This window comes from Paenibacillus sp. Y412MC10 (assembly GCF_000024685.1).
Taxonomy (GTDB): domain Bacteria; phylum Bacillota; class Bacilli; order Paenibacillales; family Paenibacillaceae; genus Paenibacillus_AQ; species Paenibacillus_AQ lautus_A.
This window is the reverse complement of sequence record NC_013406.1, coordinates 6,730,358-6,747,174: the sequence shown is the minus strand read 5'-3', so window position 1 is coordinate 6,747,174 and position 16,817 is coordinate 6,730,358. Positions and strand designations below refer to the sequence as shown.

Below are 16,817 nucleotides of genomic sequence, written 5' to 3'. Positions count from 1 at the left end.
GTATGGGGTCCAAGTCGGATCGTCACTCCTACAATTCGTAATCGATTTGCTCTAAAAAATATATGGCTTAATTGTCAGCGTATGAATATGAAGTGATTTGAGTAGTTGTACGTAATTTCACCACGAACGCGGTCTTCAAAACAAGGTATATTGCTATTAATCATAAGAAAAAGTAAGCCACTATGTCAAATAACAGTCGCAATCGGCTATATAAATCCTTATATATCAAGGGTTTCGGATGATCGCCAGGCATACAAAAAAAGACAACCCTCCAAGATTTCCGGAGAGTTGTCCCATGCTGCAACGGACTATTTATGGTATGGCTGTTGTCTGATATAGCTGTCGGACAGATGAAGCAGCTTCAGCGCGCGTTCGAATTCTTCCTTGGTAGCCTGGGTCTTCTTCACGTCCGAATTTGGAAGCGGATGCTTGGTTCCGTCCTCAAAACCGATGCCTGGAATGTACAGGGTCGTATTGTTGATAAACGTGCCCGAAGGCAGGTAATACCGCTCCGGCAGCAAATTATTATCGGTGTGATTGAGCAGATCCTGGCCAAAGTGTAGCTGATGGTCCATCGATACGCCCAGCAGGTTGGCCACCGTCGGCAAGAGGTCGATTTGTCCGCCGACCTGCTCCTTCACTTCGGGCTGAATTCCCTCGCCATGGATGATAAGCGGAATGTTGATCATATCTCCGGAGGTATATTCGCGGCCGTAAATTTCGTGCATCAGCTCTTTATCCTTGTGGTCCAGGGAGTAAATCGGCAGTCCAAGATGATCGCCGTAGAGAACGATCAAGCTGTTATCCCATACGCCGTCTTTCTTCAGCTGCTCGATGAATTTGCCGAGTGCGTCATCGGCATAATTCTGGGAACGGATGTAGTCGCCGACAAAGGTGCCTTCATACCGCTCCGGCAGGGTCATCCGATATTTATCCTCAGGAATCGTGAACGGATGGTGAGCCGACATGGAAATGACCTGGGTATAGAAAGGTTTACCGGCATCGTTCATTTTCTTCAGCTCGGCGGCCGTTTTGGAGTACAGAGCGTCATCCGAAGCGCCGAAGAACAGCTTATCGTCTTCACCGAAGAACGCTTTATCGTAATAACGGTTGAAACCGAGCGCCTTGTACAGCTCCCCACGGTTCCAGAACTCCACGACGTTGGTGTGGAAGGTCGCCGTATCATATCCTTCCCCTTGCAGCAGTCTCGGCAGGCTTGGCAGAACCCTGTCCGCATAATGCTGCGTAGCCGCACCCCGCGGCGGAATGTAGAAGGAAGTATTCACAACAAACTCGGCATCCGAGGTATTGCCTTGACCGACATTCTGGTAGAAGTTCGGAAAGTAATTGCTCTCGCGGGCCAGCTTGTTGATGTTAGGCGTAATTTCCTTGCCGTCAATCGTGAGGTCGACCAAGAACTTCTGGAAGGACTCCATTTGGATGATGATCAGATTCTTGCCTTTGGCGACACCTGTAAGGAGAGCCTCCTTATCCGACGCTTCCAGGCCTTTCAATGCGTTGACTTTATCCTGGGTAATGGTTTTGGCATCCACGAGCTCTTTATTCTCCTGTTGGAAAATCGTGTAGGCCTCGTAGTTCAGAATCCCCATTTCCTGCGCCTTCACGATTTCGTTCATGCTTGCGCGGTTCGGCATGATCTGGAACAGGCACAGCATTAAAGAGACAACAAAAACAATCGGGATGATTTTGCGTTTTTCTTTTTTCGCATGCCGAATCTTCCAGTTCTTAACGCGGTCGCTGCGCCACAACAGAACGAACATCACGATGATATCCGTGAAGATCAGCAGATAGTAAGGGTCCATCAAGGAGAATACGCTGTTGCTTACCGCCGTTACCTGGTTCACCTGCTCTAACGCGTGATAGGTAACGATGACACCGTAATATTTATAATACATAATGGCTGCAAAGAAGATGGCGGTCAGCAGCAGATTAACGCTCATATAAGCCGTCAGCTTTCGCTTGGAAGCAAACCATTCGATCAAGCTGAACACAAGCCAGATAAAGGGAATTTCCGTAATCAGCGGTTTCCATGGCATGACATCATCAAAAATGACCGTCCAGGCCAGGTAGCTTTTGAGCAGCATAATAACAGAGAAAAATATAAATGGCTTCGTAATCGTTAACCGAAACCGCGAGGTGGAGAACACCTGTATCGCCTTCCTTTCAGGGCCGCCACAGACCTGTTCGCAAAACTTCGGCGGCTATTCGTTTTTTAAGAATACATAGACGTTATTCTTACTGTAGATTTACGTTCCGTATACCATTTATTTAACAAAACTAATGAACAGAATTTATTATGACCTCTTCGGAGGAGGTTGTCAAAGAGTTAAAGTAAGTCCCGAAATTTCCTATAACAACACAAAAAGACGACGAAAAAACCGGTCATCGCCGGTTTTGTCAGAGTTTTAGCAAATATTAATAAAGAAAGGACATGATCAGCGGTGCGGTTCCGAGGGTGAAGAGCGCGGCGACGATCATCGAAATGCTGGATATGGTTCCCGAGAGGGAACTGAATTCGAATGCTTTGGAGGTGCCGGTTCCGTGGGCGCTGGTCCCAAACAGAACCCCTCTCGCGATATCGCCCCGGATCCGGAAGATCCGCATGACGGCGGGTCCGATCATGGACCCGAGAATCCCGGTCATAATGACGAAGACGGCGGTCATGTTCGGCACGCCCCCGATCACCTCGGATACGTTCATGGCGATAGGCGTCGTGATGGAGCGCGGCACCAGGCTGGTAGCCAGAGAGCTGTTCAGGTGCATCCACTTTGCGAGAAACGCGGAAGATAACATCGCCAGCACCGATCCCGTCAGCACGCTGAGCATAATCTCGGCCGCGTGTTTCTTCAGGGTCTGGAAGTTCTTGTACAGCGGCACGGCAAAAGCGATCGTGGCCGGTCCGAGCAGCTTGCTGATCCACTGCGCACCTTCATTGTATGATTCATAGGATACGCCAGTTTGTGTCAATATCACAACAATCAGCACCGGCGTGATCAGGAGCGGCGATAAATAAACCTTCGGCAGGCGGCGATACAGCCTTTTGGCTCCCCCGTAAATCCCGATCGTTAACAGCAGGCCGAGGATGACGGTCAGCAGGATGTTCATGGCGTTTTACGCCCCTTTCTGGATGAGATGAAGCCGGCCGTCAGCCCAGAGCTTACCATCACGATGACGGTGCTGAACAAAACGACGGCCAGAATCTGGAGCCCTTCGGCCTCCAGCATCGGGAAATATTTCATGATCCCGACCGCGGCGGGGATAAAGAACAGCAGCAGTTCGGCGAGAAGCCAATTGGCGCCGAGCTCGATCCACTCCAGACGGAGGATCTTGGTTTCGAGAAGGATAAACACAACAACGATTCCGAGTATGCTGCCCGGAATTCCTATATTCAGCCAGGCGGCCAGTTGATCCATCCCTAAGGAAAGAAGCATGAATCCGGCCACTTGAAGCGTTCCTTTCAACATGTTGACCATGACCGGCCTCCTTATTTTCATTGGTATTGAAATTTTACAACGATAATTTTCATAGGTAAAATGCATATATCGAATGATAAGTATTCCATTTATCTATACATAGCCAAAATGAAGGGAGCAAGGGAATGGACATACGGCACCTGGAGTATTTTCTTGAGGTAGCGAGGAACCAGAGCTTCACCAAGGCCGCAGAGAAGCTGTACATTACGCAGCCGACGATCAGCAAAACGATTCGCAACATGGAGGACGAGTGGGGCGTTACCTTGTTCTATCGTCAGGGCAAACGGATTGAGCTGACCGACGCCGGCCAAATCATGTATCAGCAGGCCCAGCAGATGGTGGAATCCTTCCAGCGGGTATCGGCCGAACTGGAAGATCTCATGAACCTGAAGCGCGGCCATCTGCGCATCGGGCTTCCGCCCATGGTGGGCTCAAGCTTTTTTCCCGAAGTAATCGGGCAGTTCCACCGGGAATATCCGAAGATTACCATTCAGCTGATCGAGGACGGCGCCAAGAAGGTGGAGGCGGACGTGGAGAGCGGCCAGACGGACATCGGCGTCGCCGTGCTGCCTGTCAATGAAGACGTATTCCACTATTATTCCTTCGTGAAAGAGAAGCTGAATCTGCTACTCCATCCATCCCATCGGTTGGCCGGAAGGGAGCATGTACACCTGAGTGAGCTTGCTGACGAGGCGTTTGTGTTGTTCCGGGAAGACTTTACGCTCCATGACCGGATTATCCGCGAATGCGTCAGCGCCGGCTTCGAGCCGCGGGTGGTCTATGAAAGCTCGCAGTGGGATCTCATCAGCGGCATGGTTGCCGCCAATCTGGGGATCGCGCTGCTTCCCGAAACGATATGCAAAGAGATCGATTCTTCGCGGGTGACGATATTGCCGCTGGACAATCCATCGATCCCGTGGCAGCTCGGGATGATCTGGAGGAAAGACCGCTACCTGTCCTTTGCCGTCAGGGAATGGATCAGCTTTACGCGTTCCCTGCTGGGCGAGCATGATTAAGTTTGTTATAAAATGAAGGGCATTTCATACATTTTCACGCCTTGGACATAATATCCATAGTAATAGAACCAATTTACAAGCCTTATATCCAAGGAGGAATGACAGTCGTGAGTGGCCAAGAGCATGATGGTAATAATGGAACGAACCAGGGACGGGAAGACTTTGCGCAGAACCGCGGCGAGACGGAGCGGGAGGATACGCTGACCAACCGGCAGGGACATCCTATTTCGGATAATCAGAATGTGAGAACGGTCGGGAATCGGGGGCCGATGACCCTGGAGAACTATCATTTTTTGGAGAAAATCACGCATTTTGACCGGGAGCGCATTCCGGAGCGCGTTGTGCATGCACGGGGTGCGGGAGCGCACGGTTACTTCGAAGCGTACGGGAAGGTGGGCGATGAGCCCGTTTCGAAGTATACCCGGGCCAAGCTGTTCCAGGTTGAAGGCAAGCGCACGCCGGTGTTTGTCCGGTTCTCAACCGTAATCCACGGTTCCGGCTCGCCTGAAACGCTTCGGGATCCGCGCGGGTTTGCCGTGAAATTCTACACCGAGGAGGGCAACTGGGATCTGGTCGGCAACAACCTGAAAATATTCTTTATCCGCGATCCGCTCAAATTTCCGGATATGGTCCACGCGTTCAAGCCGGATCCGGTATCCAATGTTCCGGGTCCTGTCGGCATGTTCGATTTCGTTTCCCGTTCCCCCGAAGCGACGCATATGATTACGTTTGTCTTTTCCCCTTGGGGCATCCCGGCCAACTACCGCCAAATGCAGGGCTCCGGTGTGAATACATACAAATGGGTCAATGCAGAAGGCACTGGCGTGCTGGTCAAATATCATTGGGAGCCGCTGAAACAGGGCATTAAGAATCTCACGCAGGAAGAGGCGAACAAGATTCAGGGCATGAATGACAGCCATGCGACGCAGGACCTGTACGAAGCCATTGAACGCGGGGATTTCCCGGAGTGGGAGCTGTGCGTGCAGATTATGAGCGACGACGAGCATCCCGAGCTGGAATTCGATCCGCTGGATCCGACGAAGCTGTGGCCGGAGGATCAATTCCCATTCCTTAAGGTAGGCAAAATGGTGCTGAACAAAAATCCGGAGAACTACTACAACGAAGTGGAGCAGGCGGCCTTCGGCACGGGCGTGCTGGTTGACGGGCTTGATTTCTCGGACGACAAGCTGCTGCAGGGGCGTACCTTCTCCTACTCGGATACCCAGCGGCACCGGGTGGGCACGAACTACCTGCAGCTGCCGATCAATGCGCCGAAGAAACGGGTTGCTACCAATCAGCGGGGCGGGCAGATGTCCTTTTTCGTGGATAAGGCGCCTGGCCAAAGCCCGCATGTCGATTACGAGCCGTCCATGACGGATGGGCTGGTGGAAGCATCGCAGACGGCGAAGCCGCATCAGCCGCATTACGATGCCAACCTCGTGCGGCAGAAGCTGGATCGCACGCTGGATTTCAAGCAGGCCGGGGATACGTACAGAGCGTTTGAGGATTGGGAGCGAAACGACCTGATCAACAACCTCGTGGGTGCGCTGATCCAATGCGATATACGGATTCAAGACAAGATGGTGGAATATTTCACGAATGCGGACGAGGACTATGGGCGCCGAGTGCGGGAAGGACTCGAGCAGGCAAGGAAGGGCTCGAACGAGACCGTCCGGGAGCAGGCCGTAGAGGATGCAAACCGTATGGGCCACGAGGCAGACCCTTATTGATGCTTTGCTGGCCTTAGAGACGCCGTCCCGCAAACGCGGACAGCACGGAATGGCGAAGCCGCCTGCACAAGAATGACGTGCAGGCGGCTTTCCCTTATAAGGTTGTAAAATATTTGCGGAATGTTAAGATGTTGCAAGGAAACCAAGCGATACATATCGAATCATCATAGAACCATGGGAAGAGGAGGCTTGCGTTATGGCAATACAAGCGGGAATCATCGGCTACGGCCTGTCCGGGTCGGTGTTTCATGCACCTATCCTTAGAAGCGTGCCGGATTACAGGGTGCACACGGTTGTATCATCGGATCCGGACAAGGTCCACCAGGATATGCCCGATACGGCCGTTGTCGACAGCGTGGATGAGCTCTTGTCCATTCCGGATATCGATGTTGTCATCATTACGAGTCCGAATGCAACGCATTATGAATATACCCGGTTAGCTATCGAGGCCGGAAAGCATGTGGTCGTCGAGAAGCCGTTTACCGTAACATCCGCCGAAGCGGACGAGCTGATTGATCTGGCCAAGCAGAAGGGCGTGCTGCTGACGGTGTACCACAACCGCCGCTGGGACAATGATTTTCTGACCGTCCGCAATCTGCTGGAGACGGGAGCCTTAGGCAAGCTTTCCATCTATCAGTCGCAGTTCAGCCGCTACCGTCCGGAAGTTCAGTCGGAGCGGTGGAGGGAGCAAGCGATTGCCGGATCCGGGATCTTGTATGACTTAGGTTCGCATTTGATCGATCAGGCGCTTTTCCTGTTCGGCCTGCCGGAGACGCTCTGGGCGGACTTGAGAACGGAGCGCAAAGGGTCCAAAGCCCATGATTATTTTCATTTGGTGCTGGGTTATAAGACGTTTCGCGTCATTCTGCATTCCGGTTCGCTGGTACGGCAGGCAGGGCCGAAATTCGAGCTGCATGGCGATAAGGGAAGCTTCCTGAAATATGGAATGGATCCGCAGGAAGGCCAGCTGAAGCAGGGCATGCATCCCGGAGACGCGGGCTGGGGCGAAGACCAGCCGGACCAATACGGGGAGTTAGCTACCGAGCTGAGCGGGTTGGCGGTGCAAGGGGAGATTGAGACGCTGCCGGGACGCTATCAAGCTTTTTACCAGGGATTGGCCGAAGCAATCCTTAAAGGCGGTTCGCTGCCTGTCCAGCCTGAAGAAGCCCGCAATGTCATTCGGATGATCGAATATGCGCTGCAGAGCCATCAGAAGGGCCGGTTGATCAAGATCACGTAAACATGCCGCCGCATCCGAAAAGAGGACTGTCCTGGATTGACACATAGTTTGCTCCGATTTGTGGGATATTAGGTGATACCACCCTTGGTACGTCTTTCATCAGGGGAGTCGATCCATATCACAACAATGAAGGAGAGAGAACGGATATGAAGAAACGTGGTATCCTTCGGCCGGCCCTTATGCTTCTTGTGAGCTTGGCGGTGATGCTGTCCATCTCCGGAGCAGCTTTGGCAGGCGGAAGCGGTCCGTTTCACTTTGGATTTAAGAAAAGCGTCAACGGCCAGCTGCCCTCGATCAATGAGGAGGGCTTCAAGGAGCTTCTGCAAAAATACGATGCCGTCTTCATGGGCGATGCCGAGCAGAAGGAGCTTTATCTTACGTTTGATAACGGGTATGAGAACGGGTATACCTCCCGTATTCTGGATACGCTTAAAGAAAAGAAGGTGCCTGCCACCTTTTTCGTGACCGGACATTATGTGAAGACACAGGAAGATCTGCTGAAACGGATGACGGCGGAAGGCCATATTATCGGCAACCATTCCTGGAATCATCCGGACGTGACCACAATCTCGGCAGAGAAGCTGACCGAGGAGCTGGAACGGGTGAAGAAGGAGGTTATGCGCATCACCGGCCAGCCGGACATGAAGTATTTGCGCACGCCCCGCGGCATCTTCGATGAGCGGTCCCTGGCGACCAGCAAGCAGCTGGGGTACACCAATGTCTTCTGGTCGCTCGCGTATATGGATTGGGACGTGAAGTCCCAGCGCGGCGCGCAGTATGCTTACGATAAAGTGACCGCGCAGCTCCACCCCGGCGCCGTAATCCTGCTGCACTCCATCTCCAAGGACAACACGGAGGCGCTGGGACGGATCATTGACGAAGCAAGGAACCGGGGCTACGAGTTCAAGAGCCTCGATCAGATGCAAAAGAAATCCCCGTAAGCATATGCCGCATATGCTTACAGCGTGCAGACGCCATCCTGCCAGGAGGCCGTCTGCACGCTTTTTTTGTTATCGAATGCCCGCGGATGCTTCGCATTCCGGAACGAATGTTTGGTATAATACCCTTCATATAGAACATGAACGAAGGAGACCATCATGCCTCATACTATCCAAATATCCGTCAGGCCGCTGGTGGAATATGTCTTTCGCAGCGGCAGCATTACCTCCGGTTTTCGCACGGCGACGTCCCTGACCGAGGGAACCCGTGCGCATCAACAGGTACAGCGCGATTATGGCGAGAACGATCAGAAGGAAGTTCAGCTTGAAGCGGAGATTCCTTACGAGGATCTGCTGTTTGTGGTGGAAGGTCGCTGCGACGGCCTGATTCAAGAGGACGAGCGGATCATGATCGACGAGATCAAGTCGACCTCCGGCGATTTGGGCGAGATTACGGAGCATACGTACCCGGTTCATTGGGCTCAGGCCAAAATGTATGCCTATATGTATGCGAAGTTGCATGAAATTCCGGCGATGGCCGTGAGACTGACCTACTTCCAGGTCCCGAGCGGAGAGCGGAAGCAGTTCGTGCAGGAATGGAGCTTCGCTCAGCTGGAATCCTTTGTGCTCGAGGTTGTGGCGGCCTACGCGCCTTACGCCAACCTGCTGCGGGAGCATGGCGAGCGGAGGGACCGGAGCATCCGCGAACTGAAGTTTCCTTTTCCCGCCTACCGCGAGGGACAGCGGAAGCTGGCCGGAGCCGTGTATAAAAGCATCGGGGAAGGACGAAGATTGTTTGCCAAAGCCCCTACGGGCATCGGCAAAACCATATCCACGCTGTTTCCTTCGGTCAAAGCGATCGGCGAGGGCCTGTTATCCCGGATTTTTTACCTGACGGCCAAGACGATTACCCGAACCACCGCGGAGGAAGCCATGGCGCGCATGGAGCGTCAAGGGCTCTGCATGCATACGGTTACGCTGACGGCGAAGGACAAGATCTGTTTCAGCGAAGCGGAAGGCTGCAGCCAGATGGGCTGCGCGTTCTCGGAGGGCTACTATGACCGGATTAATGACGCCATACTGGATTTGCTCTCGAATGAAACGTTGATCACGAGGCCCGTCGTTGAAGAGTATGCCCGCAAGCATACGGTATGCCCGTTTGAATTCTCGCTGGATGCCGCGTACGCCGCCGATGCCGTCATCTGCGATTACAACTACGTGTTCGACCCGCGCGTCTCCTTCAAGCGGATGCCGGAGGACGTGAAGAAGCGCAGCGTGCTGCTCATTGACGAGGCGCACAACCTGGTCGACCGGGCGCGGGGGATGTTCTCGGCCGAGCTGAATAAGTCCGCGTTCCTGGAGCTGCAAAGGGCGTACAAAGAGAGCAATCCCGGGCTTTACAACACGGCGAAGCGGGTGAATAACCGCTTTAAGGTGCTGCGCAAGGTCAGCGAGGAGGAAGAGCGGATCGTCGGGTCCCAGCAGCCGGAGATGATGGTCGAGCTGCTGGAGGATTTCTCGCTCCAGGCAGAGGCCGAACTGATGACCGGCAAGAGCGGGGATGAGGCCGATGCGCTTTTGGAATGTTATTTTGCCGTGCAGGGGTATCTGCGCATCTCCAAGCTGTATGACGACCGCTTTGTCACGTATGCGGAGATGAGCGGGAGCGAGGTGTTTCTCAAGCTGTTTTGCCTGGACCCCTCTTATTTGCTCCAGCAGGCGGGTAAAAACTACCGCTCTAGCGTATTTTTCTCGGCAACACTCATGCCGCTCGGATATTACCGCGACATGCTCGGAGCCGAGGAAGAGGATTACAGCCTCTCGATTCCCTCGCCCTTCTCTTCCGAGCAATTGGATGTTCGGATTATGCCGTTATCGACGAGATTCAAGGATCGGGAGCGCAATAGCGAGGCCATCGTTCGGATGCTGAGTGCACTGGTTCAGGAAAAACCGGCAAATACCCTGATCTTCCTGCCGTCCTATCCCTACATGCAGGATATTCATGAGGCGTTTGCCAGAATGAACCCGGAAGCCCGTACCTTGCTCCAGGGGCATGGAATGAGCGAGGAGGAGCGGGAGGCGTTCCTGAATGCATTCCAGGCGGATGCTGAAGATCCGCTGATCGGCTTTGCCGTGATGGGCGGTATTTTCTCCGAAGGCATCGATTTGAAGGGAGAACGGCTTTCGAGCGTCGTGGTCATCGGCGTAGGATTGCCGCAGCTTTCCTTCGAGAATGATATCATCAAGGATTATTTTGATCGTACCGGCAAGAGGGGATACGATTACGCCTACGTGTACCCCGGCATGAACAAAGTGCTGCAGGCCGGAGGGCGCTTGATCCGATCCGAGCAGGACAGCGGGACGCTGACGCTCGTCGATGACCGCTTTCTGAATCGACAGTACGGAATGCTGCTGCCGGAGGAGTGGAGGCATTACAGGCGCATCTAATTTTTTCATGGGATGTTGACACCTGGAAATACGACCCCTATAATACGGATATATTAATTAAGCTGAAGGAGGCTGATGTCAAATGGTTATGATGCATAGTGGATGGGTCGCATTGACGTTGGTCTCTTTGGACGGGAAATTCTAATGGTAACCGGGGTGTAAGGCATTGGGTTTAACATGTCTTCATCTCCGTACCTAAGAACCCGCAGGAGACCGTGCTTGGTATCCTGCGGGTTTTTTGTGTCTATGCAAGGCTCCGGTATGATCTTTGGCGGTTTGGCCGCCGAGGATCGATGCCTTCTTCCTGCATAGTTTCAGATCAGCCGCGGATACAAATCTGCGGTTTTTTTTGTGTTTGATCATTTGTTAACAACCAATCCAACAACGATAAGGGGATATCACGAATTTGACGAAACAAGACATGACAACGTTGCAAGCCTATGGATGGAATGAACATTGGCGTTTGATGGCCGCTCAGATCCCGAAGCAGGACAAGGCGCTGGTTCCGGCCCGCATTACGGCCCAATTCTCGAAGCAGTACCGCATTATCACCCAAGAGGGTGAGCAGACGGCCATTGTCACAGGCAAGTATGAATACGAAGCGGGCAGCAAAAGCGACTTTCCCGCAGTCGGCGATTGGGTCATGGTGGAGCCGCTGCAGGGCGAAGCCCGTGCCGTCATTCATCATCTGCTGCCCCGCCAATCCGCCGTCACGCGCAGGGAGGCAGGAAGCGTGCCGGATGAGCAGATCATTGCGGCCAACATGGATACCGTGTTTATCATTAACGCGCTCAACAAGGATTTTAATGTTCGCCGGATTGAACGCTATCTGATTGCGGTCTGGGAGAGCGGAGCCGCACCGGTCGTGCTGCTCACCAAGGCGGACCTATGCGAATCGCCGGAAGCGTACGTCGCGGAGGTAGAGGCGGTTGCTCCAGGCGTGCCGGTCCATGCGGTAAGCTCTTTGATGGATCTAGGGAAGGAGCAGCTTGGGGAGTATCTGGTGCAAGGGAAAACGGTGGCCATAACGGGTACCTCCGGTGCCGGCAAATCGACGCTGCTGAACTGGCTGTCCGGCCAGGAAATGCAGCGGGTTCAAGGGATACGCGAAGAGGACGCAAGAGGACGGCACACCACGACGCACCGGGAGCTTTTCGTGCTGCCGGGAGGCGCGATCATGGTGGATACGCCGGGCATGCGGGAGCTGCAGCTGTGGGATTCGGAAGAAGGCTTCGAGGCGACCTTCGCGGATATTTCCGCGTTGGCGCAGCAGTGCCGGTTCCATGATTGCCGTCATGAAACGGAGGCCGGCTGTGCGGTCCGGGAAGCGCTGCAGGACGGAACTCTGGATGCTAAACGATATGCGAATTACAAGAAAACGGAGCGGGAGCTGGCCCATATCGCCCGTAAAGAGAGGGTAAGCACCCGCCGTCAAAACAAGAGCTCGGGCAAGTCGTCCCGCAAGAACGACCGAGGCCGCAAAGGGGCGTATCAGCAGCTGTACGATGATGAATAATTGAGGCTAAGGGAAGGCCGGAGTCGATTTGACTTCGGTCATCTTCCGGGTATATAGTTAGGTAACCAAATAAATAGGCAATCTATCTATTTATTCGAGCTGTTGCCGAAAAGAGGTGGACCATGGCAGAGGATCAACATCCAGATTTACATAAAGAAATGAACGGCAACGAGGACCAACATTCGCGGGAAGGACCATGCATGAAGGGCGGCAGGCGGGAGGACAGCGTTGCTGGCAGGCTCTTGTACAGCATACGCATGTTCCACAAGCAGGAGTGGGATCAGCACTTGATTTCAGGGTATACGCCAGGTGAGATTCGCGTTCTGATGGGACTCAAACATCATATCGAGCCTGCTGGTCCCGGCATGAAAGTGTCCGAAATCAGCAGCATGATGAATGTTACGTCACCGACGATCACGCAATTCATTAATGCACTGGAGAGCAAGGGGCTGGTGGAGCGGGTGATGGATGCCCAGGATCGGCGAGCGGTCCGCGTGCAGCTGACGGAGGAAGGGAACCGCGTTGTCCAGCAAACCTATCAGAACGTCAAGAACAGCTTTAACGAGCTGGTGGATTTTCTGGGAGAAGAGGACAGCGTCAAACTGACGGAGCTGTTAACGAAGGTATATCATTTTCACGAGCAAAAACGCAAAACGAATGAAACGACTTCAGACAACGAGTAGGGGTGGGGGATTTGTTAAAACTGTTTCACTACATGAAACCGTACCGGACCGCGGTCATTTTTGTCCTGCTGTTCACATTTTTCCAATGTCTGTCTGATCTGTACTTGCCGACCTTGATGGCGGACATCGTGGATTATGGCATCGTTGAGGGAGATGTGCCTTACATTTGGCGTGTGGGCGGCTTTATGCTCCTGGTAGCAGCAGGGGGCATGGTGTGCTCTATTGCCGCGAGTTATTTGGCATCCAAATCCGCTACGGGATTCGGGAAAATTGTTCGGGGACGCGTCTTCTCCCATGTGGAGAACTTCACGCTGCAGGAATTCGATAAGATTGGTACGGCATCCCTGATTACCCGTACAACGAACGATATTACGCAGGTACAGCAGGTCACGATCATGATCCTGCGCATGATGGCGATAGCACCGATGATGTGTATCGGGGGCATTGTGATGGCCGTATCAAGAGACCCGGGACTGACTACGGTGCTTCTGATCGTCCTGCCGATTCTGGCACTGGCTATTTTCCTCATCGCCAAAAAAGGCATACCGCTCTTCAAAGCGATTCAGGTAAAGATCGATACGCTGAGCCGCGTGCTGCGGGAGAATCTGACCGGAATCCGGGTCATCCGCTCCTTCAACCGGATGGACCATGAAACCGTCCGCTTTAACGACGCGAACGAGGACCTGACGGCCACTTCGATCAAAGTCAATAAAATCATGGGGGCGATGATGCCCGTCATGATGCTGGTCATGAACTTTGCCACACTGGCGATTGTCTGGTTCGGAGCCCACCGCATAGACGCCGAACATATGAAGGTCGGCGACCTCATGGCGTTTCTTCAATACGCGATGATGATCATGTTCTCACTGATCATGCTATCCGTCATGTTTGTCATGATTCCGCGTGCACAGGCATCGGCGGTCCGGATCAATGAGGTGTTGAACATGATGCCTGAGATCCACGATCCGAAACAGCCGCGCGCTGCGAGCGTGCAGCAGGGATCGATCGAATTTCAGGATGTGACCTTCTATTACCCTGGCGCGGAGGAGCCCGCCATATCCGATATCTCCTTCCATGCCGGGCCGGGTGAAGTTACGGCGATCATCGGCGGAACCGGCTCGGGCAAATCCACCCTGATCAGCCTGATCCCGCGTTTCTATGACGTGACGTCGGGACGGATTCTCGTCAATGGGACCGATATCCGCGACATGATGCAGGAGGATCTGCGGAACCGGATCGGATTCGTGCCGCAGAAGGCGCTGCTCTTCACTGGAACCATCGCGGAGAATATCCGCTACGGCAAAGAGGATGCAACGGACGAGGAGATCCGGCATGCAGCGAAGGTTGCCCAGGCCGCCGACTTTATCTCCTCCATGGAAGGCGGTTACGATGCCGAGATTTCGCAGGGCGGCAGCAACGTATCCGGCGGCCAGAAGCAGCGGCTCTCGATTGCAAGGGCACTGGTTCGCAGACCCGAGATTTATGTGTTTGACGACAGCTTCTCGGCGCTGGATTTCAAGACGGACGCCAATCTTCGCGCAGCGCTTCGCGAGGAAACGACGGACGCCACCGTTCTGATCGTCGCTCAGCGGATCAGCACTGTCATGGACGCCGATCGGATTATCGTGCTGGACGAGGGACGCATTGCCGGCATCGGCACGCATGAGGAGCTCATGGCTTCCAGCGATGTGTACCGCGAAATCGTCACCTCGCAGCTGTCAGAGGAGGAGATCGCATGAGTGAGAAGAAACGGGGAGGACATCCCCGGGGACCGGGCGGTCCCTTTGGCGGCGGCCCGCACGGGCCCGGGATGGCAGGGGAGAAAGCCAAGGACTTCAAAGGCACGTTTCGTCGGTTAACGCGATATCTCAAGCCGCATACCGGCAAGCTGCTGATCGTTCTGATCGCAGCTATCCTCAGTACGATATTCAGCATCGTGAGCCCGAAAATATTGGGGGATGCCACCACGATCCTGTTTAAAGGCTTCATGGCCAAGATGCAAGGCGTGCCGGGTGCCGGGATCGATTTTGACGCCATTCGGACGATCATGCTCTGGCTTGCAGGCTTATATCTCTTAAGCTCGCTGTTTGCGTACATCCAGCAGTATGTCATGGCCGGCGTGGCCCAGCGTACCGTCTATGATTTGCGCAAGGACGTGTACAACAAGCTCGGCCGATTGCCGCTGAAATATTTCGACGCCCGCACGCATGGGGAAACGCTGAGCCGGGTGACCAACGATATGGACAATATCAGCGGCACGCTTCAGCAGAGCTTGACCCAGATGATTACTTCCGTGGTGACGCTGGTCGGCGTCATCGTCATGATGCTCACGATCAGCCCGCTGCTGACGTTGGTGGTTATTCTGACCTTGCCGCTTAGCGTGGTGGTCACGATTGTGGTTGCCAAGCGCTCGCAGAAGCATTTTGTGGCTCAGCAGAAGCATTTGGGTGAGCTGAACGGACATGTGGAAGAAATGTACACGGGTCATAAAGTGGTGAAGGCCTTTGGCCGGGAACGACAGTCCATGGAGCAATTTGATGAGGTCAACGACAAACTCTACGATGCCGGTTGGAGAGCCCAGTTTATATCGGGTACCATTATGCCGCTGATGGGTTTTGTCGGCAATATCGGATATGTGATCGTCAGCGTTGTCGGCGGTGTACTGGTTACCCGCAGAGCGATTGAGATTGGGGATATTCAGGCCTTCATTCAATATTCGCGCCAATTTACGCAGCCGATTACTCAGCTTGCGAACATCGCAAACGTCATTCAATCTACTATAGCCTCGGCAGAGCGCGTATTCGAAGTGCTGGATGAGGAAGAAGAGGTGTCGGAGCATACAGCTCCGGCAGCGCTCAAGAAGCCGCTTGGCGACGTGACCTTCGAGAATGTGAGTTTCGGCTATAAAGCAGACCAGCTTCTCATCGAAGATATGAATGTGGATGTGAAGCACGGTCAAACGGTCGCCATCGTCGGACCGACCGGTGCAGGGAAGACCACGCTCATCAATCTGCTGATGCGGTTCTATGAGCTGAATCAGGGAAAGATTACGATAGACGGCACGGATATTACGGCTCTTCGGCGCAGTGAACTGCGCAGCCTGTTCGGGATGGTACTGCAGGATACCTGGCTCTTTAACGGAACGATCCGGGATAATATCGGATACGGACGGGAAGGCGCCACGGAACAAGAGATCATCCGGGCGGCGGAAGCGGCTCACGCGGATCATTTCATCCGGACGCTCCCGGAAGGCTACGATACCGTTCTGAACGAGGAAGCCTCCAACATTTCGCAAGGACAGAAGCAGCTTCTGACGATTGCGCGGGCCATTCTCGCCAACCCGTCGATTCTCATCCTTGATGAGGCCACCAGCAGCGTGGATACGCGGACGGAGCTTTATATCCAGAAAGCGATGAATGAGCTGATGAAGGACCGGACCAGCTTTGTCATCGCTCATCGGTTGTCCACGATCCGGGATGCCGACCTGATTCTGGTCATGAACAAGGGCAGCATCATCGAGCAGGGAACCCATGAAGAGCTGCTGTCCCAAGGCGGCTTCTACGCAGACCTGTACAACAGCCAATTCAGCGAACAGCATGAAGCCGGATAACGAGGCAAGGAAAGCTATGACAAGAAGACCCCTTCGATTGCGAAGCGGGTCTTCTTTTTGTTATGGCTTTAGCCAGTTGAGTGCGTGAAACGCGCGAAACAAAAAACCACCCGCTATGCGGGTGGAGGGATTGAGGGTTTGA

The 16,817-nt window shown here is 53.8% G+C and carries 13 protein-coding genes; 9 read left to right on the top strand and 4 right to left on the bottom strand.

The annotated features are described in order from the left end of the window. Positions 1-308: 308 nt before the first annotated feature. The 3 genes from GYMC10_RS29845 to GYMC10_RS29835 form a co-directional block, all read right to left on the bottom strand. Complete coding sequence (locus GYMC10_RS29845) at positions 309-2,168, bottom strand: LTA synthase family protein (protein ID WP_015737829.1); 1,860 nt, start codon at positions 2,166-2,168, stop codon at positions 309-311. 268 nt (positions 2,169-2,436) lie between these two features. Next, positions 2,437-3,126, bottom strand: coding sequence for a CidB/LrgB family autolysis modulator (locus tag GYMC10_RS29840; protein ID WP_009590333.1), 690 nt, complete (start codon positions 3,124-3,126; stop codon positions 2,437-2,439). Further along, positions 3,123-3,494: a CidA/LrgA family protein gene (locus tag GYMC10_RS29835; RefSeq protein WP_009590362.1), complete on the bottom strand. Its 372-nt coding sequence runs from the start codon at positions 3,492-3,494 to the stop codon at positions 3,123-3,125. The genes GYMC10_RS29840 and GYMC10_RS29835 overlap by 4 nt, the downstream gene beginning before the upstream one ends. 125 nt (positions 3,495-3,619) lie before the next feature. Between GYMC10_RS29835 and cidR the strand changes: the two genes are divergently transcribed. The 4 genes from cidR to pdaA all read left to right on the top strand — a co-directional run bounded on the left by cidR (position 3,620) and on the right by pdaA (position 8,421). Then, positions 3,620-4,510, top strand: coding sequence for a cidABC operon transcriptional activator CidR (gene cidR / locus GYMC10_RS29830; protein WP_015737828.1), 891 nt, complete (start codon positions 3,620-3,622; stop codon positions 4,508-4,510). A 107-nt stretch (positions 4,511-4,617) separates the two neighbouring features. Then, on the top strand, positions 4,618-6,240 hold the full coding sequence (locus GYMC10_RS29825; RefSeq protein WP_015737827.1) for a catalase: 1,623 nt from the start codon (positions 4,618-4,620) through the stop codon (positions 6,238-6,240). Between the two features lie 196 nt (positions 6,241-6,436). After that, entirely contained in the window at positions 6,437-7,480 is a 1,044-nt protein-coding gene (locus tag GYMC10_RS29820) for an oxidoreductase (RefSeq protein ID WP_015737826.1), read from the top strand. A 146-nt stretch (positions 7,481-7,626) separates the two neighbouring features. Beyond that, on the top strand, positions 7,627-8,421 hold the full coding sequence (gene pdaA / locus GYMC10_RS29815) for a delta-lactam-biosynthetic de-N-acetylase (protein ID WP_015737825.1): 795 nt from the start codon (positions 7,627-7,629) through the stop codon (positions 8,419-8,421). Between the two features lie 17 nt (positions 8,422-8,438). On the opposite strand, the gene GYMC10_RS32695 is transcribed toward pdaA, so the two are convergent. Beyond that, the gene (locus tag GYMC10_RS32695; protein WP_155989813.1) at positions 8,439-8,579 is read right to left on the bottom strand and encodes a hypothetical protein; all 141 of its coding nucleotides are present in this window, start codon (positions 8,577-8,579) and stop codon (positions 8,439-8,441) included. Here GYMC10_RS32695 and GYMC10_RS29810 point away from each other — a divergent pair. From GYMC10_RS29810 to GYMC10_RS29790, 5 genes are all read left to right on the top strand, one after another. Continuing rightward, on the top strand, positions 8,578-10,866 hold the full coding sequence (locus tag GYMC10_RS29810) for an ATP-dependent DNA helicase (protein WP_015737823.1): 2,289 nt from the start codon (positions 8,578-8,580) through the stop codon (positions 10,864-10,866). The two genes, GYMC10_RS32695 and GYMC10_RS29810, sit on opposite strands and share 2 nt — an antisense overlap. A gap of 406 nt (positions 10,867-11,272) precedes the next feature. Next, positions 11,273-12,382, top strand: coding sequence for a ribosome small subunit-dependent GTPase A (gene rsgA / locus GYMC10_RS29805; protein ID WP_015737822.1), 1,110 nt, complete (start codon positions 11,273-11,275; stop codon positions 12,380-12,382). A gap of 122 nt (positions 12,383-12,504) precedes the next feature. After that, a complete protein-coding gene (locus GYMC10_RS29800; protein WP_015737821.1) occupies positions 12,505-13,065 on the top strand; it encodes a MarR family winged helix-turn-helix transcriptional regulator in 561 nt (186 codons plus the stop codon). An 11-nt stretch (positions 13,066-13,076) separates the two neighbouring features. Then, complete coding sequence (locus tag GYMC10_RS29795; RefSeq protein WP_015737820.1) at positions 13,077-14,804, top strand: ABC transporter ATP-binding protein; 1,728 nt, start codon at positions 13,077-13,079, stop codon at positions 14,802-14,804. Beyond that, positions 14,801-16,675: an ABC transporter ATP-binding protein gene (locus GYMC10_RS29790; protein WP_015737819.1), complete on the top strand. Its 1,875-nt coding sequence runs from the start codon at positions 14,801-14,803 to the stop codon at positions 16,673-16,675. Before GYMC10_RS29795 ends, GYMC10_RS29790 begins: the two co-directional genes overlap by 4 nt. Positions 16,676-16,817: the final 142 nt, after the last annotated feature.

Bases quoted from the DNA above. Each gene is read 5' to 3' on its own strand.
- cidR (WP_015737828.1), top strand. From the start codon at position 3,620: ATGGACATACGGCACCTGGAGTATTTTCTTGAGGTAGCGAGGAACCAG.
- GYMC10_RS29810 (WP_015737823.1), top strand. From the start codon at position 8,578: ATGCCTCATACTATCCAAATATCCGTCAGGCCGCTGGTGGAATATGTC.
- pdaA (WP_015737825.1), top strand. From the start codon at position 7,627: ATGAAGAAACGTGGTATCCTTCGGCCGGCCCTTATGCTTCTTGTGAGC.
- GYMC10_RS29800 (WP_015737821.1), top strand. From the start codon at position 12,505: ATGGCAGAGGATCAACATCCAGATTTACATAAAGAAATGAACGGCAAC.
- GYMC10_RS29835 (WP_009590362.1), bottom strand. From the start codon at position 3,494: ATGGTCAACATGTTGAAAGGAACGCTTCAAGTGGCCGGATTCATGCTT.
- GYMC10_RS29790 (WP_015737819.1), top strand. From the start codon at position 14,801: ATGAGTGAGAAGAAACGGGGAGGACATCCCCGGGGACCGGGCGGTCCC.
- GYMC10_RS29820 (WP_015737826.1), top strand. From the start codon at position 6,437: ATGGCAATACAAGCGGGAATCATCGGCTACGGCCTGTCCGGGTCGGTG.
- GYMC10_RS29840 (WP_009590333.1), bottom strand. From the start codon at position 3,126: ATGAACATCCTGCTGACCGTCATCCTCGGCCTGCTGTTAACGATCGGG.
- GYMC10_RS32695 (WP_155989813.1), bottom strand. From the start codon at position 8,579: ATGATGGTCTCCTTCGTTCATGTTCTATATGAAGGGTATTATACCAAA.